The sequence below is a fragment of the Hydrocarboniphaga daqingensis genome, assembly GCF_900129825.1.
Lineage (GTDB): Bacteria > Pseudomonadota > Gammaproteobacteria > Nevskiales > Nevskiaceae > Hydrocarboniphaga > Hydrocarboniphaga daqingensis.
Genome location: NZ_FQWZ01000001.1, coordinates 1 through 21,897, shown reverse-complemented (window position 1 = coordinate 21,897; position 21,897 = coordinate 1). Strand labels below are relative to the sequence as shown.

The window sequence follows — 21,897 nt, the reverse complement described above, 5'->3', positions numbered from 1 at the left end:
GAACGAGGGCCGATCAGCGCAGCGGTCGACTGCCGGTCGCGCTGGTGTCCGTCGCCGGCGGCTGCGGCCAGCCCGGCTCCGGGAACTTGAGCAGCAGTTCGGTGCGCGCCATGTCCTCGCGGTTGAGCACGCCTGCGGCGGCCTTGAGCTGGATGATCGAGCCGAGGTAGGCCAGACGCTCACGTGCCAGATCGCGCTCGGCTTCGTATCGGCGACGGACCGACTGCAGCCAGTCGGCCGTGGTTTCGGTGCCGACCTCGAGGCCGACGCGGGTGCTGCTCTCCGATTGAATGGCGGCCTCGACAGCGCGACGGCGTGCGTCGATCTGTCGCTGCGATGACGCCGCACTCATCCAGGCGCGCTGCACTTCGGTCTTGACCTGCAATTCGGCACTGCTGAGCTTGGCTTCCGACTGCATCAACTGCGCTTCGGCTCGATTGACGTCGGCCGAGATGGCGCCGCTCGTAAACAGCGGCATGCTGACTTCGACACCGATCCGCTGATCGAGGTCGGTACGCGCGCCAGAAATGCCGCCGTCGGCGTCAAACCAGGCATGGGTGCCGACGATATTGACCTTGGGCAACCGGCGGCTCTTGGACAACTCGATGCCGACACGCGAGGCCTCGACCGCAGCGCGGGCTGCTGCCAGAGCAGGTTGTTTTTCGAGTGCGGTCTTGAGCCACGACGGCAGGTCGCCGGGGTTCAGCGGCGGCAGCGGTGTCTGCGGTTGCAGCACGCCGATCCGCTTGAAGTCGCCGCCGACGGTCAGCGCCAGCTTCATCCGGGCCGCCTGCACGGCGTCTTCGGCGTCGATCTTGTCGGCTTCCGCGCTTGCGCGCGCAGCACGAACCAGCGCCACGTCGGATTCCTTCACCAGACCCGAGCTGAAACGATCTTCGATCTGACGCTGCTGCTCGATCGTCGCGGACAGCTGAGCGTATTGACCGCGCAGGACTTCGAGCGCGTCGATCACGGCGAAGTAATCCCGCGCCAACTGCAGTGCGATTTTGGCTTCGGCCGAATCCATCGACAGTTCGGCGGCACTGACGTTGATCTTGGCCAGGTCCACCGTGCGGAACAGATCCGGCCGATACAGCGCCTGGGTCAGGCCCAGCCCGTAGGCGTAGCGATTGAACGTGTCCGACCGGTCGATATCGACAACACCGAAGTAATCGCCTTCGACCTTCTGGTGCGCCCAGTCGTACTCGCCCCGGATGCCGATTTGTGGGAACTCCGCCGAACGAGCGGTCTGCTCGGCGCTGCGCGCGACTGACACCGCCGCGCTGGCCACCTGCAGGTCGGGCGACAGGCTGCGGGCGCGGACATAGGCGGCGCCGAAGCGCAGATCACCCAGTGCGGAGCTGTCCGCAGCGACCAGCGGTGCCGTTTGGCACAGGCAGATCATCAACAGCAGACGCTTCATGCTCGACGACAGCAGCACGCGATGCCCCACATTGTTCTCCCTGAAAGACAAGCTGCCAGCAGAATCACCCGGCACCCTGTCGCGTGCGACCATCGCGTAGCAGCGGACGCATCACGCGCCAACTTCGAAGTCACCGTTAAGCGCCTGACTCTACTGAAACAATCCGCCGCCGTCCACGACTGTTGCACGCGATTTTTCAGGGCGTCGGCGCAATTGGATAGAGGCTGTAAGACACCGCTTACAGTGTGATCCAGCGCACCATCGTTCCGGCGGTGCAGCGCCCGCTGGCGGAGGCCGGCACCCGGACCAGCACGGTGGCATCGGCCAGATTGCTCAGCATGTGCGAGGCCTGACGCTCCAGCGGCAGCAGCAGCGACTGCCCTTGGTCATCGGTCGTCTCCCGCATCCGCAGCCATAGCGTCTTGCTGACTTCAGCGCGAACGTCATGGCTCAGGCGGCCATGACGCCAAGCCGGCATATCGGCTAGCCCTTCGAACCGTGCCAGCGCCGGCCTGACATAGACCAGCAGGTTGACCAGCACCGACGCGGGATTGCCCGGCAGCCCAAACAGCAGCGCGCGGCCCTGGCGCGCCACGTACAGCGGCATGCCGGGTTTCTGCGCGACTTTCCAGAACACGGTCTGCGCGCCGCCGGCCTGCGCAGCGGCAGGCACGTGGTCGTGATCGCCGACCGATACACCGCCGGTGGTCAGCACCAGGTCGGCGCTGGCGAAGGCCTGGGCCAGCGCGTCGCAAACCTGTTCGTAGCGATCGCCGACGTAGTGCAGCGTCACCGCGTGATAACCCCAATGCTGCAGATGCGCTCGCAACAATGGGCCGTTCGCGTCGGCAATCTGCCCGGGCCGCAGCGGCGCGCCGGGCGGCGCGACCTCGTCGCCGGTAATCAGAATGGCGATCCGCGGCCTGCGATGAACGCGCACGCGGGAAACGCCGCCCATCGCGATGGCGCCGAGCAGTCCCGGCGTGATCCGTTGGCCGGCGCGACCGATCGTGTCGCCGAGCCGCAATTCCTCGCCTTGACGACGGACGTCGGTGCCCGCCGGCAGCGCCTGCAGCACCCGCACCCGGTCGCCGTCACGCTCGGTCAGTTCCTGGCGTACCGAGGTGTCGGCATGCAGCGGCAGCCAGCCACCGGTGAAGATCCGCGCCGCGGTACCGGGGGCCAACACCGGCGCGGCGTCGCGCGCGGCCGCTGCGATCGTCTGCACCACCGGCAGCGCTAGCGGGGCATCGGCGATGTCGGCGTGACGCACGGCATAGCCGTCGACGGCGGATTGGTCGAACGGCGGCAGGTCGAGCGCCGCGATCGCCGGTCCGGCCAGCACGTGGCCAAGCGCGGCGTCCAGATCGAGTTCAGTGGAATCGGGCGACGGCAGCGCGTCGAGGATTTTCTGCAGCGCCAGGTCGGTGTCGATCATCGCGCAGCGCCGCTCACTGATAGCCGCCGTCGTGCACGCTGCTGCGCTGCGCCTTATGGACGTCGATCAAGTGGATCAGCGCGGGCAGTACCGCGGCCAGCGTTTCTTCAGCGCCTTTGCGCGAGCCGGGAAAGGTCGCGATGAAGCTGTTGCCGGACATGCCGGCGATGCCGCGCGACAGCATCGCGTACGGCGTGCGCGCCTGTCCGAAAGCGCGCGCGGCTTCCATGAAACCCGGCACTTCGGTGTCGATCAGATCGCGGATCGCTTCGATCGTCCGGTCGCGCGGCGACAGCCCGGTACCGCCGACGGTGATGATGCAATCCACGCCGGCGTCGATATGCCGCTGCACGCCATCGCGCAAGGGTGCGATCTCGTCCGGCAGCACGTCATAGCCGGCGATTGCAAAGCCGGCATCGGCCAGGCGGTCACGCACCGAGGCGCCAGCCGTGTCGGCCTTGCGTCCAGCCGCGACCGTGTCTGACAGCACGACCACGGCGGCTGTCGCCGTGCCTGCCTTGCGTTGGTACTGCGTCTTGCCGCCTTTCTTCTCGGCCAGATGCACGTCGCCGATGCGCATCGCGGCTGCCGGTGCGTGCGGCTTGAGCATGTCGTAGGCACACAGCAGTGCGACGGACACCGCGGTCAGCGCTTCCATTTCGACGCCGGTGGACGCGATCGTCCGCACCAGTGCTCGCACCAGAATCCCATCGTCCTGCGTGTCGATGTCGATGCGGGCGTCGAGTACGGCCAGCGGATGACAGTGCGGCAACAGCTCCCAGGTCTTCTTCAAGCCCATCAGCGCTGCGATACGCGCGCATTCGGCGACGTCGCCCTTGTTGACCTTGCCGCCGCGCACCAACGCGATCGTGTCGGCCGGCAAATACAGCTTGCCTTCGGCGGTGGCGCTGCGCAGCGTGCTCGGCTTGAGCGTGATGTCCTGCATCAGGTGTTCTCTTTCTTGGGCAGCAGCTTCAGATGGTCGGGCGGCTCGAAGCCGTCGGCGATGCAACAGCCGGCGACGAACGACGAGCTGCCGTCGGGATAGAACTCTTCCTTCCAGATCGGCGCGCGATGCTTGGTCGAATCCACGGCGTAACGCAGCGCTGCGAAGGCCTCGGCACGATGTGGCGCGCGCACGACGACGACAATCGCCACTTCGCCGATCTGCAACTCGCCGATGCGGTGCACGATGCGGCACTCCGGCACATTGAATTGCTCGCGCGTCTCTTGCTCGATCGCGGCGATGATCTTGTTGCACAGCGCCGGATGCGCCGTGTAGATCAAATGGCTGACGGCCGCGCCTTCATGATGGTTGCGCACCGCGCCGGCAAAGATCGCCAGCGCGCCGCAGTCGGGGCGCTCGGTCTGGGCGAGCAGCGCGTCAAGCTGCAGTGGCTGCTGCTGGATGTGGGGCAGGGTGACGGATTGGTTCATCGCAGCGCCTCTAGCCGCCCGATACCGGCGGAAGTACCGACAGCTCGTCGCCGTCGGCCAGCGGATGATCCAGGCCCACCATATCGTCGCCGACCGCGTAGGCACAGCGCGGCAGCTCGCCGGACAGTGTCGCGTCCAGGCGCAGATGCTCGACCGCATCGGCGACGCGGGCGCCGGCGCTCAGTTGCAGTACGCGCTGCTCAGCACCGGCCAACCGCGCCGTGATGCCCCAGAAGCGGATCGTGATCGTATTCATGCTCTCCATCGATTCGACAACGGCCGGATGCTGGCGGCGCCCGCAAGCGACCGATTCATCCGCCCAGACGATGCATTGTGATGGGCCGCTCGACGTAGCCGCGTGGCGCGGCGAAGCCGCTTTCCTTGTTCCAGACGCCGCCCCGTATCAGCGCCATCAGCTCGGCGTCGCCAGCACCGCTGCGCAGTGCGTCGCGCAGCGTGGTGCCGCGCGCCGAGAACAGGCAGGCAAACAGTTCACCGATCGCGGTCAGCCGCACCCGATCGCAGGACCCGCAGAACGGATCGGACACCGTGGTGATGATGCCGAGCCGATGACGGCCGCCGACGCGGTATTCGGTGGCCGGGCTGGCACCCACGCGCGGCTGCTTTTCGACGATGCCGAAACGGCTGCCGAGACGTTGCAGGATCTCCTGCTCGGTGACGACGCGATCGCGACTCCATTGCTGCGCATTGTCCAGCGGCATGAACTCGATGAAACGCAGTTCCAGGTCCTGCTCGAACGCCCAGGCCGCCAGCGTCTCGATCTGGCTGTCGTTGTAGTCGCGGATGACGACGGCGTTGAGCTTGAACGGCAGCCCGGCTTCGCGCGCTGCCGCGATGCCGTCGAGCACCGGTTCGATCGGCCCGCGCGTCAGCTGCTGGAACAGCTCCGGATCGCGGGCGTCGATGCTGATGTTCAGATCGTCGAGGCCGGCCGCCTGCAGCGGTGCCGCCAGCTCGCGCAGTCGCGTGGCATTACTGGTCATCGACACGCGCTGCAAGCCGTCGGCGCGCAGCGCCTGCAGGCCGTGCACCAGCTCCGGCAAGCCGCGCCGCAGCGTCGGCTCGCCGCCGGTCAGACGGATGTGCGTGATGCCGAGTTGGCGCACGAACAGCCCGCTGAGCTGCAGCAGTTCTTCGATCGTCAGCAGCTCGCGGCGCGGCAGCCAGGTCGGATGCTCCGGCATGCAGTAGGCGCAGCGCAGGTTGCAGCGGTCGGTTAACGACAAGCGCAGCTTGCGCTTGCGGCGGCCGTGCTGGTCGACCAGCGCGCCCGGTGCAGGATCGCGCGGCGGCTCAAGCATCGGCGGCCTCCAGCGCGCTTGCGTCGTTGATGTTCAGCAAGCGGCCGCCGAGTTGCGCGACGACGCGGCGGTGACGCTGCTGCCAGCGTTGCACCGAGTAGTCACCGGCCTGAAGGTGTCGTGCCAGATCGGCGGCGAGCGTGCAGCGAGTCAGGCTGACCACCGGATGCAGGCCAGCGTCGTCGGCCAGCACGACGATGTCGGCGCCGCTTTGACGCTGCAGCTCGACCATTCTCAGGCCCAGATCGGCCGGCAAATTCAGCGCATCACAGGGTGCGCTCAGCAAGAATTCGCCGCTGTCGGCCGCCAGCGCCGCTTCGAGCAAGCGCAGCAAGCCGGCCAGCGGGCCCGCGCCGATCCGATCGGTCAGCACCGGGTATCCCAGCGCTGCATAGGCGGCGAGGTTGCGGTTGGCCGAGATCGCCAGCCAGCCGACCTGCGGCGCCAGAGCCGCCGCAACGCGCTCGACGAACGCGCTGCCGTCGTAGCGCAGCCAGCCCTTGTCGACACCACCAAAGCGCCGACCTTCGCCGCCCGCCAGGATGCCGCCGGCCGGCAGCGCGCGGCGACGGCGGTCGTCGGTGATCGTGAGCGGGTGTGTCGATTGCATGGCCGATTGTAGCCTTCGGTCGATGGCGGAGGCCGGCTGTCGCGGTGGATCGGGGCTGGGTACCGGGCGCTTGCGCTGCGCTGCGACGACGGTCGCCACGAGGCCGTCGTCCGCAGCACCGGCCTAGATCGACGGCAGGACTGGGTCGCTGGCGAGCCCGCGGTTCTGCGCCAGCAGCACTTTGAGCTCGGGCACGCAGGAGCCGCAGTTGGTGCCGCAGCGCAGCGTCTCGCCGAGTGCCTGCACCGTGTGCAGCCCCTGACGGCGAATACCGTCGACGATGCGGTTTCGGCCGATGCCGTAGCAGCTGCAGACGGTCGGACCCTGGTCGTCGGTTGGCTCCAGCGGTTCACCGACCAACAAGCCGATCCGGTCGGGCTCGCTGAGGCGGTCCTTGGCGAACAGCCCCGACAGCCAGGCGCGGGATGGCAGGTCGGCGCGTTTGGAAATGAACAGGCAGGCTTCGATGCGGTCGTCGACGATCAACGCGCCGCGATAGGTACCCGCGCTGCGGTCCTCGTATTCGAGCCAGTCGGCATCGGCGGCGGCGCCGAGTGCGGCACGTGCCAGTGACGGCCAGTCGGTGTCGGTATCGCGGCCGGCCAGTTCGTAGCGGACGAACTGCGCGCCGGTGATCCGCGTCCACCAGGTGCTGGTTTCCATCGGCCGCGCGGACCGTGCCAGCGCAAAGCCATGCCAGGTCACGATGAATGGCTCGACCCGGGCTGGCGTGTGCTTGAACTCCGGCTCGCCGGACACGGGATCGACGAACGGGTTGACCAAGGCGCCGACGCGCGCATCGGACGCGTACTGCGCGCTCCAGTGGATCGGCACGAACAGCGTGCCGCGCGGCATCTCACCGCTGATGCGAACGCGCGCAACCAAGCGGCCCCAGCGCGTGGTCACGCGCGCCAGGCTGCCGTCGGCGACGCCGCAGGTCAGCGCGTCGTGAGCGTGCAGGTCGACGAAGGGCTCGGCGATGTGTGCGGCCAGCGTCGGCGCAAGACCAGTGCGCGTCATCGTGTGCCAATGGTCGCGGACCCGGCCCGTGTTCAGCGCCAGCGGGTACTCGTCGCTGAGCGCATTCACCGGCGGGCGCGGCGCCGTGGTGATGAAGCGCGCGCGGCCATCGTCGTGAAAGTAGCGCCCGTCGGCGAACGCCTGCTGCTGTGCGGCGGCATCGCCGTGCGCCGGCTGCGGCCAGCGCAGCGGTTGCAGCGCGTCGTAGCGCTCGGCGTCCATGCCGGCCAGGCCGCTGATGTCGAAGTAGCGACGGCCATCGTTGCGCCAGCCCGACAGCCGCGCGTGCTCGTCGAAAATCTCGGCCGCATTGCGATACGCGAACTGCTCGGCATAGCCCCAGCGCTGAGCGACTTGCGACAGCATCCACCAGTCGGCGCGTGCCTCGCCCAGCGGCTCCACGAACGGTCGCTGACGCGAGATGCAACGCTCGGAGTTGGTGACGGTGCCGTCCTTCTCACCCCAGCCAAGGGCCGGCAGCAGCACATGCGCAAACGCGGTGGTGTCGGTTTTCTCGATCACATCGGAGACGATCACCAACTCGCAGCGCGACAGCGCGCGCTTGACCTTGTCGGCGTCCGGCAGGCTGACGACCGGGTTGGTCGCGATGATCCAGACGGCCTTGATGCGGCCCTGGTCGATCGCGTCGAACAGGTCCACGGCCTTCAGGCCGGGCTGGTCGGCGATCATCGGACTGCGCCAGAACGTCTGCACCGCGTCGCGGTCACTGGGACTGTCCAGCTCCATGTGGGCTGCGAGCATGTTCGACAGTCCGCCGACCTCGCGACCACCCATGGCATTGGGTTGGCCGGTCAGCGAAAACGGACCGGCGCCGGGCTTGCCGATGCGGCCGGTCAGCAGGTGGCAGTTGATGATCGCATTGACTTTGTCGGTGCCCGACGACGACTGGTTAACGCCCATCGAAAAGCAGCTGACGACGCGCTCGTGGATCGCAAACAGCCGATAGAACTCGGCGATCAAGCTGGCGTCGACGCCGCAGGTCGCGGCGACGTCGGCCAGTTGTGCACCGCTGGCATCGGCGGCGGCCAGGGCTTCGCGCGATCCATGCGTTCGGTGCTCGACAAACGCGGCATCGATGACGCCGTGCTGGTTCAAGTAGCTGAGCAGACCATTGAACAGCGCCACGTCGCTGCCGGCGCGCAGCGGCAGGTGCAGGTCGGCCATCTCAGTGGTCGCCGTGCGACGCGGGTCGATCACGACCAGCTTCATATCGGGCCGGCGTTCCTTCTCGCGGACGATGCGCTGAAACAGGATCGGATGACACCAGGCCGTGTTGCTGCCGACCAGCACGATCAGGTCGGCACGCTCCAGGTCGTCGTAGGCGACCGGCACGATGTCTTCACCGAACGCGCGCTTGTGACCGGCTACGGCCGATGACATGCACAGTCGCGAGTTGGTATCGATGTTGGCGGTGCCGACAAAGCCTTTGACCAGCTTGTTGGCGACGTAGTAGTCCTCGGTCAGCAGCTGCCCCGACACGTACCACGCGACCGACTCGCGGCCGTGCTGCTCGATCAACTGCGTCAGCCTTGTGGCGACGTGGTCGAGCGTCTCGTCCCAATGATGCCGCTGCAACAAGCCGTTGGCATCACGGATCTGCGGATACAGCAGGCGGCCGTCGGGGACCACGGTCTCGCCGAGCGCCGAGCCCTTGACGCATAGGCGCCCAGCATTGGTCGGATGCGCATCGTCGCCGACCACGGTCGTGCGATCGCCGTCGACGCGCACGCTGACGCCGCAGCCGGTACCGCAGTAAGGGCACGTCGATTTGACTTCGGCGCGGGCCGGGAACGTCGGCATCGTACCCTCAGGCGGCCTGTCCGGCGCCGTCGCAGAACGCGCGGCCGAACAGCAGCTTGTTCCGCAGCGTCGCGACGTCAGTGCACTTCTGCATCAGCTCGAAGTACCAAGGCCCGTCGGCGACATCGCCGTACAGCACGGCACCGACGATGCGGTCGACGCCGTCGGATTTGCGGATCACCAGTCGCTTGTAGACGCCGCGGCGCGGGTCGCGCAGCACCAGATCTTCGGTGTCGGCGCCGCCGATGAAGTCGCCGGCCGAGTACAGATCGATGCCGGTGACCTTGAGCTTGGTCGAGGTCACCGAGCCGCCGTAGCGCTTGACGCCCAGTGCCGCCAAATGTGCTGCGCAGACGCGCGCTTGCTCCCACAGTGGCGCGACCAGCCCATAGACCGCGCCGCGATGCTGCACGCATTCGCCGACGGCGTAGATGCGCGGGTCGGTATGCGTTTGCAGCGTGTCATCGACGACGATCGCACGGTCGCACAGCAGGCCGGCCGTCTTGGCCAGCTCGATGTTCGGGCGAATCCCGACGGCCATCACCACGAGGTCCGTCGTCAGTTCGCTGCCGTCCTTGAAGCGGATCGCCGTGACCCGATCGCTGCCGACAATCTCGGCGGTTTGCGCCGACAGCCGGAACTGCAGGCCTCGACGCTCCAGCGCCGCCTGCAACAGAGCGGCCGCCGGCTTGTCGAGTTGGCGCTCCATCAGGCTGTCCATCACGTGGATCACGGTGACGTCCATGCCTTGTCGCATCAGGCCGTTGGCCGCTTCCAGGCCGAGCAGTCCGCCGCCGATCACCGCCGCGCGGCGGTGCGTGCGCGATGCACTGAGCATCGCCTCGACATCGGCAATATCGCGAAACGCGATCACACCGGGCAGCTGATGTCCGGGCACCGGGATCACGAACGGCTTGGATCCGGTGGCCAGCAGCAAACGGTCGTAGGGCGCTTCGAGCCCCGAATGGGCGATGACGACGCGCCGCTGCCGATCGATGCGCACCACCGGATCGCCGGCGTGCAAGCGAATCCGTTGCGATTCGTACCACTCGCGGGTGTTGAGCATGATGTCCGCAAATTGCTTGTCGCCGGCCAGCACTGGCGACAGCAGGATGCGGTTGTAGTTGCCGTGCGCTTCGCTGCCGAACACCGTGATGTCGTGTCCGTCGGCGTCGAGCTTGAGCAGCTCTTCGACCGTGCGCATGCCGGCCATGCCGTTGCCGACAACGACCAGGCGCGGCTTGCGTCGCAAGCTCATCCGCGTCAAACCGCGATCCAGACGTGGTCGTCGTCGACACGCACGGCGTAAGCGCGCACCGAGTGCGCGGCATCTTCGAGGCATTCGCCGGTGGTCAGATCGTAATGCTGCTTGTAGATCGGCGAGGCGACGACGGTGCGCGCGCCGATCGAGCCGATCAAGCCGCGCGACAGCACGTTGGCCTGCGACTGCGGATCGTGGTTGTCGATCGCGTGATAGCGATCGTGCCCGTCACGATCCCGCACCCGGAACACGGCAATCTGGCGACCGTCGACCAGCGCGCAGACACCGGTGTCGGGCCAGATGTCCTCGATTCGGCAGACGCTGACCCATTGCGCAGCAGGGCTGACCGCGCCGGCTCCGTCCATCGTAAGAGTCTCCTGATTTATGGTTGGCATCATGGCTGCGGCGATTCAGGCCGCAACGACCGCAATGCCCTTGAAGCGGCTGCGCTTCTCGTCCGCCGTTGCCGGGCGGATCTGTCCGCGTTCTTCAACGAACACGACGTTGTTGTCGCCGGCATCGCTGTTGACGAAGGTACGGAAGCGCTTGGCCACTTCGGGATCGTCGATCGCCTTCTTCCACTCGTCTTCGTAGACGTCGACGATGGCCGCCATTTCGGCTTCGAGTTCCGCGCCGATGCCGAGGCGGTCGTGCACGATCACATCCTTCAAATAGTCCAAGCCGCCTTCGAGGTTGTCACGCCAGACGCTGGTGCGTTGCAGGCGGTCGGCGGTGCGGATATAGAACATCAGGAAGCGATCGATCATCCGGACCAGCGTCGCATCGTCCAGATCGCTGGCCAGCAGTTCGGCGTGGCGAGGCTTCATGCCGCCGTTACCGCAGACATACAGATTCCAGCCTTTTTCGGTCGCGATCACGCCGAAGTCCTTGGACTGGGCTTCGGCGCATTCGCGCGTGCAGCCTGATACACCAGATTTGAGCTTGTGCGGCGCACGCAGCCCCTTGTAGCGATGTTCGAGCTGGATCGCCATGCTGACCGAGTCGAGCATGCCGTAGCGGCACCAGGTCGAGCCGACGCAGCTTTTGACGGTACGGATCGACTTGCCGTAAGCGTGACCGGTCTCGAAGCCGGCATCGGTCAGCTCGCGCCAGATCTGCGGCAGCTGGTGAACTTGCGCGCCGAACATGTCGATGCGCTGGCCACCGGTGATCTTGGTGTACAAGCCATACTTCTTGGCGACTTGGCCGAGCACGATCAAGCCGTCCGGCGTGATCTCACCGCCGGCGATCCGCGGCACGATCGAGTAGCTGCCGTCCTTCTGGATGTTGCCGAGAAAGTAGTCGTTGGAATCCTGTAGCGGCGCATTGCGCTTACTGAGCACGAACTGGTTCCAGCATGACGCCAAGATCGAGCCCACGGTCGGCTTGCAGATGTCGCAGCCCAAGCCCCTGCCGTGGCGCTGCAGCAGGTCGTCGAACGTCTTGATCTGCTGCACCCGCACCAGGTGATACAGCTCCTGGCGCGAGTAGGCGAAGTGCTCGCACAGGTGATTGTTGACGGCGACGCCCTGGCGCTTGAGCTCGGCTTTCAGGATCTGCGTCATCAGCGGCACGCAGCCGCCGCAACTGCTGCCGGCCTTGGTGCAGGCCTTCAGCTCGGCCACCGTGCGTGAGCCGGCTTCGACGGCCGAGCAGATCGTGTCTTTGGAAACGTCGTTGCACGAGCAGATCTGCGCGGTGCCGGGCAGCGCATCGACGCCGATGCCGGCGCGCGCCTTGCCATCCGACGACGGCAGGATCAGAAACTCCGGCGCATCCGGCAGCCGGATGTCGTTCAGCATCATCTGCAGCAAAGTGCCGTATTCGCCGGCGTCGCCGATCAGCACGGCGCCGAGCAGATGCTGGCCGTCGGGCGAGGTGACCAGCTTTTTGTACAACTGCTTGCGCTCGTCGGTGAACACGTAGGCGCGCGCACCGGGCGTGGCCGCGTGGGCATCGCCGATGCTGGCGACATCCACGCCCATCAGCTTGAGCTTGGTGCTCATGTCGGCGCCGTTGAACTCGATGCTGCCACCGCTCAAGTGCTGTGCGACGACGCGTGCCATCTCGTAGCCTGGTGCAACCAGGCCGTAGATGCGGCCGTTCCACAGCGCGCATTCGCCGATCGCATAGATGTCGGGGTCGGACGTGCGGCAGTGGTTGTCGATGACGATGCCGCCGCGCTCGCCGATCGCAAGGCCGGCGTTGCGCGCCAGCTCATCGCGCGGACGGATGCCGGCCGAGAATACGATCATGTCGGTTTCGAGCTGGCTGCCGTCGGCGAACTTCATCGCATGACGTCCGCCGACCCCCATGCCGCTGCCGTCGGTGATTTCCAGCGTGTTCTTCTGCGTGTGTACGCTGACGCCGAGCGCTTCGATCTTGGCGCGCAGCACGCGCCCACCGCCGTCATCGATCTGGACCGCCATCAGCCGCGGCGCAAACTCGACGACGTGCGTCTGCAAGCCCATGTCGGTCAGCGCCTTGGCGCATTCCAAGCCAAGCAGCCCGCCGCCGATCACGGTACCGATGCGCGACTTGCGGCCCCAGTCCGTCATCGCTTCCAGATCTTCGATCGTGCGGTACACCAGGCAGCCCGGCCGGTCGCGTCCAGGTACGGGTGGTACGAACGGGTACGACCCGGTGGCGAGCACCAGCTTGTCGTAGCCGATGCGCGTGCCGTCGGATGTGACGACGACGCGCGCTTGGCGATCGATCGATACGCCGCGCGTGTTCAGTTTGAGGCGTAACCGGTCTTGGTCGAAGAAGCCCGGCTTGACCAGCGACAAGTCCTCGGCGGTGCTGCCGCTGAAGTACGAAGACAGATGGACGCGGTCATAGGCCGGACGCGGCTCTTCGCACAGCACGGTTATGTCAAAGTCGGCGGCCGACTGTTCGCACAGCTTTTCGAGCAGGCTGTGGCCCACCATGCCGTTACCAATGACGACAAGCTTCATGGGATATCCGTGAAAGGGGATGAGGGGATCAGCCGGCCAGCGCTTCACTCGTGCGTGGCTGCGCGGCAGTGGCGGCAGCAGCGGCCGTGGCCGCGCGTGACGCAACGGCCTGGTCGTACAGCTCGGCTTCGCGCTGTTTGTGGTCGGCGCTGAAGCGCACGACGATCGCGCAGCCGGCGCCGAACAGCACGGCGACGCCCAGATAGAAGAACGTCAGCTGCACGTCAGCCAGCGCCTTGAGCAGAAAGCCGGCTGCGACGGCGCCGACATTGCCGCCGGCGCCGATGATGCCGGCGACGCCACCGAGCGATTTGCGGTCGATGAAGGGCACCAGCGCATAGGTCGCGCCGCAGGCCATGTGCGTGAACAGCCCGAAGACGATCATCGCCAGGATGGCGATGCTGGCGACCTGCACCGATGAAAACCAGATCAGGCCGATGCCTTCGCCCAGCATCAGCACGAACAGCAGCAGCGTGCGACCATCGAGACCCTTGGCACGCGCGATCTTGTCCGACGCAATGCCGCCAAGGGCGCGCGCGAACAATGCCAGCAGGCCGAAGCTGCCGGCCGCAAGACCGGCGTGTTGCAGATCCATCTTGAACGTATCGACGTAGTAGCTGGCGGCGACGTTGTGCACGAACAGTTCAATGCCGAAGCACAGCCCGTAGGTGACGAACAGCATCCACACGCGGTAGTTGGCCATCGCGCCTTTGAACGACGTCCAGCCGCCGCCCTTGCCACCGGTTTCCAGCGTGATGCCGGCCGCGCGCAGTTCGGCGTAGTTGCCCTGCGGGCAGTCCTGCGTGTAGCGCCAATACAGCAGGCCGACGATCACCATCATCGCGCCAGGCACCAGCATTGATACGCGCCAGCCAAAGGCCTTATCCACGCCGAAGCTGATCACGGCGAGCATTACCAGCGGCATCAGGCTTTGGGTGACGCCACCGCCCGCATTGCCCCAACCGGCTGCAGCGGCGTTGGCAGTGCCGACGACGTTGGGCGCAAACATCACCGAGGTGTGGTACTGGGTGATCACGAAGCTGGCGCCGATGGCGCCGATCGCCAGTCTGAATACCAGAAAGGCCTCGTAGCTCTGAGCGAACGCGATGCCGAATACCGGGATCGAGCCAACCAGCAGCAGGCCGGTGTAGCTTGCGCGCGGACCGAACTTGTCGCTCAGCGGGCCGATCAGCAGCCGTACCAGAATCGTGATGCCCACCGCGGCGATGTTGATGTTGGCGATCTGGTCCTTGGTCAATCCGAATTCACCCTTGATGACCGGCATCAGCGGTGCCACGGCGAACCAGGCAAAGAAGCAGACGAAGAACGCCATCCACGTCAGATGAAACGCGCGCATCTGCGGCGTCTTCAAGCTGAGCAGATCGATCGAAGTGGCCTTCGAGGCATTCGGGTTCATCGGGGTGTCTCCGATAGCGTGGTGCCGCTCGACGTCAGCGGCGAATGAAAAGTCCAACCCGACCCAGGAGAGGGGAGAGCGATCGGGATGGAAAAGCGGCAGCCCTCAGCGGCCTTACGGCGCCGGTCGGCTGATGCAGCTTGTTGTGAACGGACGGCGATGAGGCGACGCATCGTCTGTTGCCAAGCTCCTTGTGGTGTGTGGCGCGCGCGCTTCCAGCGCTGCGCGGACAATAAAAAAGGCGTCCCCCAATGACGTGAGTCAGTGGATGGACGCCTTTGCCCGATTCGTTGTCGCTGCACTCGTTGCCGTCGTTGGCGCTGCCGTATTAGGACAGATGAGTACATCGTTACCGCACCGATGAGAACGCAACGGCTGTGCCATTTTCGCGTTGACGGTGATTCGCATGCGGCCGCATGCACCTGCAGCGTGCGAAGTGATGCTTTATCGAGGTGTCACCGACGGTAAACGCAATCGTTGGTGCCGATCGCGTTGCAACAGACGCTCACGACTGGTGCGTCTGCACTGCTTCGGCGCGCTGCGGCATTGCCACTCGGCTGCCGATACCGGATGTCAGGCTCGTGATGTCGAGTGCATCGATCGTGACGCCGGGCTGCAGGCGCAGACGCTCCAGCAGCTTGGGCGTGGCGACAATCCGTCCACTGCTTTCGACCGCCAGCACTTGATCGATGCCCAGCGACGCGGCCAGCACCGGCCAGTCACGAGCACCTGCTACATACAGTGCCGCGCCGCCCGCTTCGGCGAGCATGCCGTCGTTGTGAACCACCGTCAGACTGCGCAGCCCTTGTGCCGGCTCACCGGTTTCGGGATTCAGTAGATGTGCGTAGCGCTGCCCTTGATGAACGAAGTAGCGCTGGTCGTCGCCATGCGTGTTGACCGCTTCGTCGCGTACCGACAATGCGGCAATCAAGCGCGTGGGTTCATCATCGCCTTCGGTTCCGTCCAGCGGCGCGCGGATGCCGATCAGCCAGGCGCGATCATGTCGACGACCGCGTGCGGCGACATTGCCGCCCGCGTCGACCGTGGCGTCGCCAAAGCCGCGCTGCGCCAGCAGTGCCAAGGCTTGATCGACGATATAGCCCTTGGCGATGCCGCCAAGGTCCCAGCCGACGCCGGGTGCGGGCCCGTATTCGGCCGCATCGGCGCGGTAGTCGGGCGCGCTTTGGAGCGCTTGCAGCCGCAACGCGATCTCATCGGCTCCAGGCGGCTGGGAACGGCGCCGTGCTTGGTCGTCGAAGCCCCACAGGTGTACCAGCGATGCGATGCGCGGCTCATACAAGCCGCGCGTCGCCCGATGCAGCTGCCAAGCACGATCGAAGATCGGCCGCAGCGCTGACGGTACCGGTGCCGCTGAACCGGTCGCGAGGCGACGGTTGAATTGCCCCAGCTCACCGCTGCCCCAAGCCCAGCCGTCATGCCCGAACTCGAGGACCAACTGCTGCACTTCGGCCAGCGCAGCGCGCGCCTGACGAATCTGATGCCGTCGCCGCGGCGCCAGCGTCATCTGCACGTCGGTGCCCATCGCCATGAACGAATGGCGCAGCAGCGTGCGGGGCGTGAACAGCGAGCGCATCAGCGGCGGGGCTGGCGACGTTGGCGGTTGGTCCGCACGACGATCCAGATACCGCTGATCGACAGCAGCATCGCCGCGATGCCGACGAAGTTGATGATCCACGCACCGAATGCACCAAACAGCCGGCCGCTATGGGCGTCGACCAGCACGTGCTCGACCGACACGGACGGACGCGAGAACGGCAGCGCCTTGGTTTTCTGGTCGTCTGGCAGAGGCTGCGGTTCGGACCATGCAACGTCGGCATTGATCGGCAGCTTGTCCCATTGCAGGCCGTCAGTCGTGGCATAGGCATCCAGGTCTTGAATCACGACCTTGGCCGGCGTGCCGGCAATGGACCCGATGCGGCGTATCGCGGGGACTGGCAGCATCGAGCCGCTCATTTCGTCGACCAATTGGCCATCGGGCGACAGCACCAGCAAGCGCTCCGGCTCGGCGACGAACAGCAAGGGCTGCGCGCTGCTGCCGGCTGCTGCCATGCCGATCTGGCGCTTGATCCGCGTTGCTAGCGGTTTGCCGTCCAGTAGCGAAGCATCGACCGTTTCGGCCAGCCAGTGTCCGTTGGCGTTCAAACCCGACTGCGGCGGCTCGGGATGCAAGCCGTACAAGGCCATGACCCACGACAGGCGCACGCGCGCGACGTCATAGCCCCAGCTGGCGCTCTGGTTGATCAGAAAACCGCTGAAGCCCAGCCAGCCCATGAACACGAACGCGAACAGACCCAGGCGCTTGTGCCAGGTCCGCAGCGTCATGCTCAAGTTAGGACGCGGTTTGGCGACCGGATGCGGATGCGGGCCGGGCAGAGTGCGCAGGCGCCACTCGCGCAGCGCGCTGGCCGCGCGCGCCAGTGGCGGTGGCGCGGGGGTCTTTTTTGGCGTCGGTTTGATCGACGGTTGTATCGCCATGACGATCAGGCGGGCACGGTCTTGTCGAGCTGCAGCGCCGCGGCGGCCATGCGCTCCATCATCTTGACCGAGTAAGTGGCACCCGAAATATTGTCGACGCGCTTGTCGATGCCGCTGCCGGTGGAGCGCGCGCCGACCAGCTGGTTCAAGAACGACGGCGTGCCGACTTGGTCGGCGCGCGATTCGCGGTAGATCAGCACCTTGGCCTGCTCGATGGCGCCGCCCTTGACGACGAAGCCACAGGTGGTCGGTGCATAGCCGACCTTGCCGATCTCATCGAACACCCATGCAGTGCGACCATTGGCGCGCCAGTAGCGGACACGCTGCGGCAGCGCTTGCAGCAGGCCGTAGCCGCCGCCGGGTGCTACTTGTGGCGCAGGGACCTGGCCTGCGAATACTTCGGCCAGCCAGGTTTCGGGCTTGATGTTGTACTTGTAAAACTGCTCGATGCCGCCGCCGGCCTGTGCTTGCGCGCGGCCGAGGCCGAAGCCCAGCAGCGACAAACCCAGGCTTGCGCGCAACAGCAGACGCTTGCTGATGTTGGGCTGCGACAGGTCGCCGTGGTCGGCGGAGGAATTCGGGGAGGACGTGTTGTGGTCGGTCATGGCTCGGGTCATGGCTCGGTATGGAATCGTGGTGTGAATCGAATTGGGTGATGCGTCATCGGTACGGCGGCTCGCGCCGTTGATCGCTGACGACGGCACGTCTTGGACATCGCCGGGTCTGGTGTTGGCTTGGCGGGATCCGCATTGAGTGCTGTACGCCGTCGAGACGAAGCAGAAAGCGCGCGGCTCGCAGGCCGGCATTGGCCGGCGCCGCGAACCGCGCGCGTTCGCTATTTTCAGCGGGTCACGATGTCGGCCGTGAACGGTGCCAACGCGTTGATCAGCTGATTGCAGGTGTGATACTTGATCACGTTGCGTTCGCAGGCGTTGTAGGCCGCTTCGACGACCGCGTTGAACTGCGCCATCGTGATGCCGAGATCCGCATGCGCTGCGCTCATGCTGGCGCCCTGATACTCGTTCGGGCCGCCCAGCACCATGATTTCCAGCTGCGTGTTGAGGAAGGTCTGACGCTCGACGTTGCCGAACTCGCGGAAGATCGGTGCGATGCGGTTGTCGAGCATAATGTAGTAGAACAGGCTCTCGACCCAGGCGCGGACGCCTTCGCGGCCGCCGAACTCTTCGAGCGCCGACGAGGTGATGCCCAGAATCGGCTGGGTCTTTTCCTCGGCTGCGAACGAGGGTGTGGCCACCAGCGCTGACATCGACAGCGCCGCACCCAGCATCAAGTTACGTGTAAAAGCTTTCATGTGTACTCCATCTCGATGATGTATTGAACAAGCCGCAGACGCGGATCAGAACGTGGCGTGCAGTGACAGGTACAGACCGTTTTGCTCGCGGGCCACGGCGATGTCGCCGAGGAACAGGTAGGCAATCGTGATCGAGTAGTTCTTGCTCGGCGCATAAGCCGCGAACACGTCGTACCAATCCGACTCGTTCTGCACCAGTGAGTCGCGCAGATTCGTAGCACCGATCACGCCACCGACGAGGCCGCCGACGATCGGGTTGAGCAAGCCGCCGTTGCCGTCGCCCGCCAGCAGATCACCGGTGTCAACGGGCTTGTTCTTCTGCTGGTTGCCGTGCTGCTGGTATTCGCCGCCGATCGCAAAGTTTTTCTGCAACAGATAGGCGGTCGAGAACTCGACGCGGAACTCCTTGTCGTTGTTGCAATTGCGGTGACCGTTATCGCAAGAGCCAAAGCCGGTCAGGCCGATCTGGTTGGCCGAGGTATAGCGCACCGTCAGGTTGACCAACGTGCTGTAGCGGAAGAACACCTTGGTGAAGGCCATGTAGGCTTCCCAGTCCTTGTCTTCGGCGGCACTGAGTGTCTTGACGAACTCCTTGGTCGAATTGACCTTGTAGAACGCGCCGATCGCGGTTTGCGGCAGGTAGCTATCCGAGGTGTAGACCGCATCGCCGAACAAACGCAGCTTGGCGCCATAGGTCTCCATGTGCAGATTGCTGCCGTTTGGATCCAGACCCAGGTTGTTGTCGACATTCAGCACCGAGGCGACCAGCGCGACGGTGTCGACGTTGCCGAGATTGGTCGACAGCTTGGTGTTGACGTACGACAACTCGAAGCGGTCGAAGAAGCCGATCGAACCGCCGAGAAAGTTCAGCGAGTAGTTCGGCAGCTGAACATAAGTGAAGCCCACGCCGCCGTTGATGCCGTCACGGGTCTCATAGCCGGTGATCGTTGCCCACGGCACCGCGCCACCGCCGCCTGCACCATCAACCGTAAACACACCGCCGGTCAGAAACACTTTGCCGTCATCATAGAGGCCAGCCCATGAGTGGCTCGACACCATGCTCAGTGCCGCAAAAGCCAAGCCCTTGATCCAGCGTGTTCCGCTCCCTTTTGACCCTTTCATCCTTAACTCCTTGGTTCGTGATGAGTGCTGCGCTTTTGAATTGATGCGTTGCATCCGACCGGATTGCCCTTAGAAACCCGGTCGCAACGAGCTTTGCAGCGACGGACATCGGCTTTATTCAGGCCAAAAAAAATCCACGTGCCGGCCGCAGCCAGGACGTGGACGTCGATATCCGTAGGAGCGAGCCTCGTTGCTCGGATCCTTCAAGCGACTTGTAGTCGCGTGCCTACATAAAGCAACCGGTGTGCCAACCGCATTCGAACCAGAAACGAAGCGCATCGTGACGAATACGCCATAAATCAGGCATATCGCATGACGCGGCGTCTCTCGCGATCCCTACTTTGGGTGCGATGTCATCCGCGTGACGCGATGGCGTCACATTTAGTGCATCGCTTGGTGATCCATGGCGCGCACTGAAGGTGCATCGCCGTGAGCCAACGCAGTCGGCAACAGCGCGGTGTAGCCATAGAGCGCCGAGGCGACGGCGCTGATCAGTAGCAACACCGAGATCATCAGGTCGGTCGTCAATTGCGGGTTGCGTGTCGTGTTCGTCATGGGTGTTCAGGACTGTAGAAACATCAGCGGATACTGAGGGTAGGTGTAGACCGGAACATCGCGTGCACCAAAGTTCATCAGCTTCACGCGCTGCAGAATCTTTTGTTCGAGATCGGGGTTGGCGAAGCTGCTCGATACGATCTGGCACTGCATCACCGAGCCATCCGGTGCAATCGTCAGGCTCAGTACGATGCGGCCGCTGCCCATGCCCGGCGTCTCGCGGGCGCTGCGATTGAAGATCGACGCAAACGCCGCCTGGCTGCGATCGAACGCCAGTTGCAGCTCCTGCAGCGATCGCCCTGCGGCAGCAGCACCGCGCTGGCCATTGCCTTGAGCCGCGACGGCGCCACGACCGCTGCCGATGCGATCCTGCACGGCGGTGGTGCGGCGCGCGCCCAGATCGGCGCCGCTGGTAGCGCCGGCTATGCCGTGATGGGCGCTACTGCCGATGCCGCCGCTGTGGGGCGCGGCGGTCGGCGTGCCCAGCGTGCTGCGTGCGGTATCGCCAACCGTCGATTCGGCGCGCAGCGGTGCATCGGCGCCCATAAGCAGCGATGGCGCACTGCGCAGTGACTGCAACTGGTCGCGCATCGTGGCCAGGCCAGCCTGTTCGGCGGCTTGTCGTGCGCTGGGCGCGGCGGGCGTGTCGCGCGGGGTCGTCGTCGGCTGCGGTTTGGGCGCGCGCGGCGCGTCGGCCTTGGTCGTGGGCTTGTCGACGGGGTCGGGCAGCGGCTTGGTTTCCGGCTCGATCGGCTTGGCGCGCTGCGGCGGCGGATCAGGTAGCAGCGCGATCCGTTGCGGTATCGGCGTGATAGCGGGTTCTGCGTCGAGCTGCAGCTGGATCCACGGCAACAGCAGGGCAGCTGCAAGAATTGGGGCCGATGTCAGGCGTGCCACGCGCCGAAACCGCCGATCCGCTTCCTCGGCGAGTCCCCAGGCATCGACGCCGATGATGGCGCGGGTATCGACAGCGGCGGCGGTCATTCGCCCCCTCCCTTCTTTTCGACGACGGCCAGCGAGATGCGCGCGAATCGGGTATCCGAGCAGGTGGCCATGACCTTCTTGAGCAAGCTGTACGGGATCGACTTGTCAGCGACGATGTTGACCTCGCCCCGCGTCAGCCGGTTCTGCGTGTCGCCCTCGACCTGCATCAGCGGCGCCAGCAGCAGCGCTGACTTCAGAGCGGGCAGCAGCTTGACGTCAGCCTTCAGCGCCTGGGCCGTGGACATCACCGAGCGGTTGTCGACCAGGATGTCCTCGGCGGTGACGATGATCGTCACGGTCGGACGCGGCTGCTCCTTGATCACCGACTCGGGCAGCTTGATCGAGCGCGGCGAGGGGATCACCTCGACCACCAGCGCGTTGACCAGCAGGTAGAACACCAGGATGGCGAAGATGTCGATCAGCGAGACGATGTTGATCGCCACCGCGCCCTTCTTGCGGCGCACGGCCTTTTCGGTGCGACGTTCGCGGCGACGCGAGCTCATGGCGCGGCCACCGCAGCGTCGCCGATGGAGATCAGCGGATACAGCTCACGCGGCAGGCCGAGGTTGCGCGCCTCGGCCGGCGTCAGCCGCGCCGCTTCCATGACCTTGACCACGTCCTCATAGGAGACATTGGGCGAGACCAGCAGCGTGATCGCGTTTTCGTTCGGCGCGGCCTTCTTGGTTTCGACCAGCGTCTCGGACAAGGCCTGCAGGTTGTAG

Annotated in this window: 20 protein-coding genes and 1 pseudogene; all 21 read right to left on the bottom strand. The window is 65.4% G+C overall.

The window, feature by feature from the left end:
• Window positions 1–13: 13 nt before the first annotated feature.
• The gene (locus BUB09_RS00100; RefSeq protein WP_175550069.1) at window positions 14–1,453 is read right to left on the bottom strand and encodes a TolC family protein; all 1,440 of its coding nucleotides are present in this window, start codon (window positions 1,451–1,453) and stop codon (window positions 14–16) included.
• 208 nt (window positions 1,454–1,661) lie between these two features.
• A complete protein-coding gene (locus BUB09_RS00095) occupies window positions 1,662–2,861 on the bottom strand; it encodes a molybdopterin molybdotransferase MoeA (protein ID WP_072892646.1) in 1,200 nt (399 codons plus the stop codon).
• 13 nt (window positions 2,862–2,874) lie between these two features.
• Window positions 2,875–3,807 carry a bifunctional molybdenum cofactor biosynthesis protein MoaC/MoaB gene (moaCB, locus tag BUB09_RS00090; protein WP_072892645.1) on the bottom strand — a complete coding sequence of 311 codons (933 nt, stop codon included), beginning with the start codon at window positions 3,805–3,807 and terminating at the stop codon, window positions 2,875–2,877.
• Complete coding sequence (locus BUB09_RS00085; RefSeq protein ID WP_072892643.1) at window positions 3,807–4,298, bottom strand: molybdenum cofactor biosynthesis protein MoaE; 492 nt, start codon at window positions 4,296–4,298, stop codon at window positions 3,807–3,809. The genes moaCB and BUB09_RS00085 overlap by 1 nt, the downstream gene beginning before the upstream one ends.
• Window positions 4,299–4,308: 10 nt before the next feature.
• The gene (locus BUB09_RS00080; protein ID WP_139250043.1) at window positions 4,309–4,554 is read right to left on the bottom strand and encodes a MoaD/ThiS family protein; all 246 of its coding nucleotides are present in this window, start codon (window positions 4,552–4,554) and stop codon (window positions 4,309–4,311) included.
• 55 nt (window positions 4,555–4,609) lie between these two features.
• The gene (gene moaA, locus BUB09_RS00075) at window positions 4,610–5,620 is read right to left on the bottom strand and encodes a GTP 3',8-cyclase MoaA (protein WP_072892640.1); all 1,011 of its coding nucleotides are present in this window, start codon (window positions 5,618–5,620) and stop codon (window positions 4,610–4,612) included.
• A complete protein-coding gene (locus BUB09_RS00070) occupies window positions 5,613–6,230 on the bottom strand; it encodes an NTP transferase domain-containing protein (protein WP_072892638.1) in 618 nt (205 codons plus the stop codon). Before BUB09_RS00070 ends, moaA begins: the two co-directional genes overlap by 8 nt.
• A 123-nt stretch (window positions 6,231–6,353) precedes the next feature.
• Window positions 6,354–9,071: a nitrate reductase gene (locus tag BUB09_RS00065; protein WP_072892636.1), complete on the bottom strand. Its 2,718-nt coding sequence runs from the start codon at window positions 9,069–9,071 to the stop codon at window positions 6,354–6,356.
• A 7-nt stretch (window positions 9,072–9,078) separates the two neighbouring features.
• Window positions 9,079–10,329, bottom strand: coding sequence for an NAD(P)/FAD-dependent oxidoreductase (locus tag BUB09_RS00060; RefSeq protein WP_072892634.1), 1,251 nt, complete (start codon window positions 10,327–10,329; stop codon window positions 9,079–9,081).
• A 5-nt stretch (window positions 10,330–10,334) separates the two neighbouring features.
• Window positions 10,335–10,697: a nitrite reductase small subunit NirD gene (gene nirD, locus BUB09_RS00055; protein ID WP_072892633.1), complete on the bottom strand. Its 363-nt coding sequence runs from the start codon at window positions 10,695–10,697 to the stop codon at window positions 10,335–10,337.
• 45 nt (window positions 10,698–10,742) lie between these two features.
• Window positions 10,743–13,289: a nitrite reductase large subunit NirB gene (gene nirB / locus BUB09_RS00050; protein ID WP_072892631.1), complete on the bottom strand. Its 2,547-nt coding sequence runs from the start codon at window positions 13,287–13,289 to the stop codon at window positions 10,743–10,745.
• 28 nt (window positions 13,290–13,317) lie between these two features.
• Window positions 13,318–14,706, bottom strand: coding sequence for an MFS transporter (locus tag BUB09_RS00045; RefSeq protein WP_072892630.1), 1,389 nt, complete (start codon window positions 14,704–14,706; stop codon window positions 13,318–13,320).
• Between the two features lie 505 nt (window positions 14,707–15,211).
• Window positions 15,212–16,300, bottom strand: a complete 1,089-nt coding sequence (locus BUB09_RS00040) for an FAD:protein FMN transferase (protein WP_072892628.1) — start codon at window positions 16,298–16,300, stop codon at window positions 15,212–15,214.
• Window positions 16,300–17,202, bottom strand: coding sequence for a PepSY domain-containing protein (locus BUB09_RS00035; protein WP_084083036.1), 903 nt, complete (start codon window positions 17,200–17,202; stop codon window positions 16,300–16,302). Before BUB09_RS00035 ends, BUB09_RS00040 begins: the two co-directional genes overlap by 1 nt.
• A gap of 5 nt (window positions 17,203–17,207) precedes the next feature.
• Window positions 17,208–17,807, bottom strand: a complete 600-nt coding sequence (locus BUB09_RS00030) for an FMN-binding protein (RefSeq protein WP_175550068.1) — start codon at window positions 17,805–17,807, stop codon at window positions 17,208–17,210.
• A 236-nt stretch (window positions 17,808–18,043) separates the two neighbouring features.
• A complete protein-coding gene (locus BUB09_RS00025; RefSeq protein ID WP_072892624.1) occupies window positions 18,044–18,514 on the bottom strand; it encodes a group I truncated hemoglobin in 471 nt (156 codons plus the stop codon).
• Between the two features lie 45 nt (window positions 18,515–18,559).
• On the bottom strand, window positions 18,560–19,636 hold the full coding sequence (locus tag BUB09_RS00020) for a DUF3034 family protein (protein ID WP_072892622.1): 1,077 nt from the start codon (window positions 19,634–19,636) through the stop codon (window positions 18,560–18,562).
• A gap of 381 nt (window positions 19,637–20,017) precedes the next feature.
• Window positions 20,018–20,191, bottom strand: coding sequence for a hypothetical protein (locus BUB09_RS17085; RefSeq protein ID WP_175550067.1), 174 nt, complete (start codon window positions 20,189–20,191; stop codon window positions 20,018–20,020).
• A gap of 6 nt (window positions 20,192–20,197) precedes the next feature.
• Window positions 20,198–21,175: an AgmX/PglI C-terminal domain-containing protein gene (locus BUB09_RS00015; protein WP_072892620.1), complete on the bottom strand. Its 978-nt coding sequence runs from the start codon at window positions 21,173–21,175 to the stop codon at window positions 20,198–20,200.
• Window positions 21,172–21,678 carry an ExbD/TolR family protein gene (locus tag BUB09_RS00010; protein WP_072892619.1) on the bottom strand — a complete coding sequence of 169 codons (507 nt, stop codon included), beginning with the start codon at window positions 21,676–21,678 and terminating at the stop codon, window positions 21,172–21,174. Before BUB09_RS00010 ends, BUB09_RS00015 begins: the two co-directional genes overlap by 4 nt.
• A pseudogene (locus tag BUB09_RS00005) lies at window positions 21,675–21,897 on the bottom strand (ExbD/TolR family protein); the annotation flags it as partial. The gene BUB09_RS00010 and the pseudogene BUB09_RS00005, both read right to left, overlap by 4 nt.

Bases quoted from the DNA above. Each gene is read 5' to 3' on its own strand.
- nirB (WP_072892631.1), bottom strand. From the start codon at position 13,289: ATGAAGCTTGTCGTCATTGGTAACGGCATGGTGGGCCACAGCCTGCTC.
- BUB09_RS00040 (WP_072892628.1), bottom strand. From the start codon at position 16,300: ATGCGCTCGCTGTTCACGCCCCGCACGCTGCTGCGCCATTCGTTCATG.
- BUB09_RS00045 (WP_072892630.1), bottom strand. From the start codon at position 14,706: ATGAACCCGAATGCCTCGAAGGCCACTTCGATCGATCTGCTCAGCTTG.
- BUB09_RS00065 (WP_072892636.1), bottom strand. From the start codon at position 9,071: ATGCCGACGTTCCCGGCCCGCGCCGAAGTCAAATCGACGTGCCCTTAC.
- BUB09_RS00030 (WP_175550068.1), bottom strand. From the start codon at position 17,807: ATGACCGACCACAACACGTCCTCCCCGAATTCCTCCGCCGACCACGGC.
- BUB09_RS00070 (WP_072892638.1), bottom strand. From the start codon at position 6,230: ATGCAATCGACACACCCGCTCACGATCACCGACGACCGCCGTCGCCGC.
- BUB09_RS00015 (WP_072892620.1), bottom strand. From the start codon at position 21,175: ATGACCGCCGCCGCTGTCGATACCCGCGCCATCATCGGCGTCGATGCC.
- BUB09_RS00020 (WP_072892622.1), bottom strand. From the start codon at position 19,636: ATGAAAGGGTCAAAAGGGAGCGGAACACGCTGGATCAAGGGCTTGGCT.
- BUB09_RS00025 (WP_072892624.1), bottom strand. From the start codon at position 18,514: ATGAAAGCTTTTACACGTAACTTGATGCTGGGTGCGGCGCTGTCGATG.
- BUB09_RS17085 (WP_175550067.1), bottom strand. From the start codon at position 20,191: ATGACGAACACGACACGCAACCCGCAATTGACGACCGACCTGATGATC.
- BUB09_RS00095 (WP_072892646.1), bottom strand. From the start codon at position 2,861: ATGATCGACACCGACCTGGCGCTGCAGAAAATCCTCGACGCGCTGCCG.
- BUB09_RS00035 (WP_084083036.1), bottom strand. From the start codon at position 17,202: ATGGCGATACAACCGTCGATCAAACCGACGCCAAAAAAGACCCCCGCG.
- nirD (WP_072892633.1), bottom strand. From the start codon at position 10,697: ATGGACGGAGCCGGCGCGGTCAGCCCTGCTGCGCAATGGGTCAGCGTC.
- moaA (WP_072892640.1), bottom strand. From the start codon at position 5,620: ATGCTTGAGCCGCCGCGCGATCCTGCACCGGGCGCGCTGGTCGACCAG.
- BUB09_RS00010 (WP_072892619.1), bottom strand. From the start codon at position 21,678: ATGAGCTCGCGTCGCCGCGAACGTCGCACCGAAAAGGCCGTGCGCCGC.
- BUB09_RS00060 (WP_072892634.1), bottom strand. From the start codon at position 10,329: ATGAGCTTGCGACGCAAGCCGCGCCTGGTCGTTGTCGGCAACGGCATG.
- BUB09_RS00085 (WP_072892643.1), bottom strand. From the start codon at position 4,298: ATGAACCAATCCGTCACCCTGCCCCACATCCAGCAGCAGCCACTGCAG.
- BUB09_RS00080 (WP_139250043.1), bottom strand. From the start codon at position 4,554: ATGAATACGATCACGATCCGCTTCTGGGGCATCACGGCGCGGTTGGCC.
- moaCB (WP_072892645.1), bottom strand. From the start codon at position 3,807: ATGCAGGACATCACGCTCAAGCCGAGCACGCTGCGCAGCGCCACCGCC.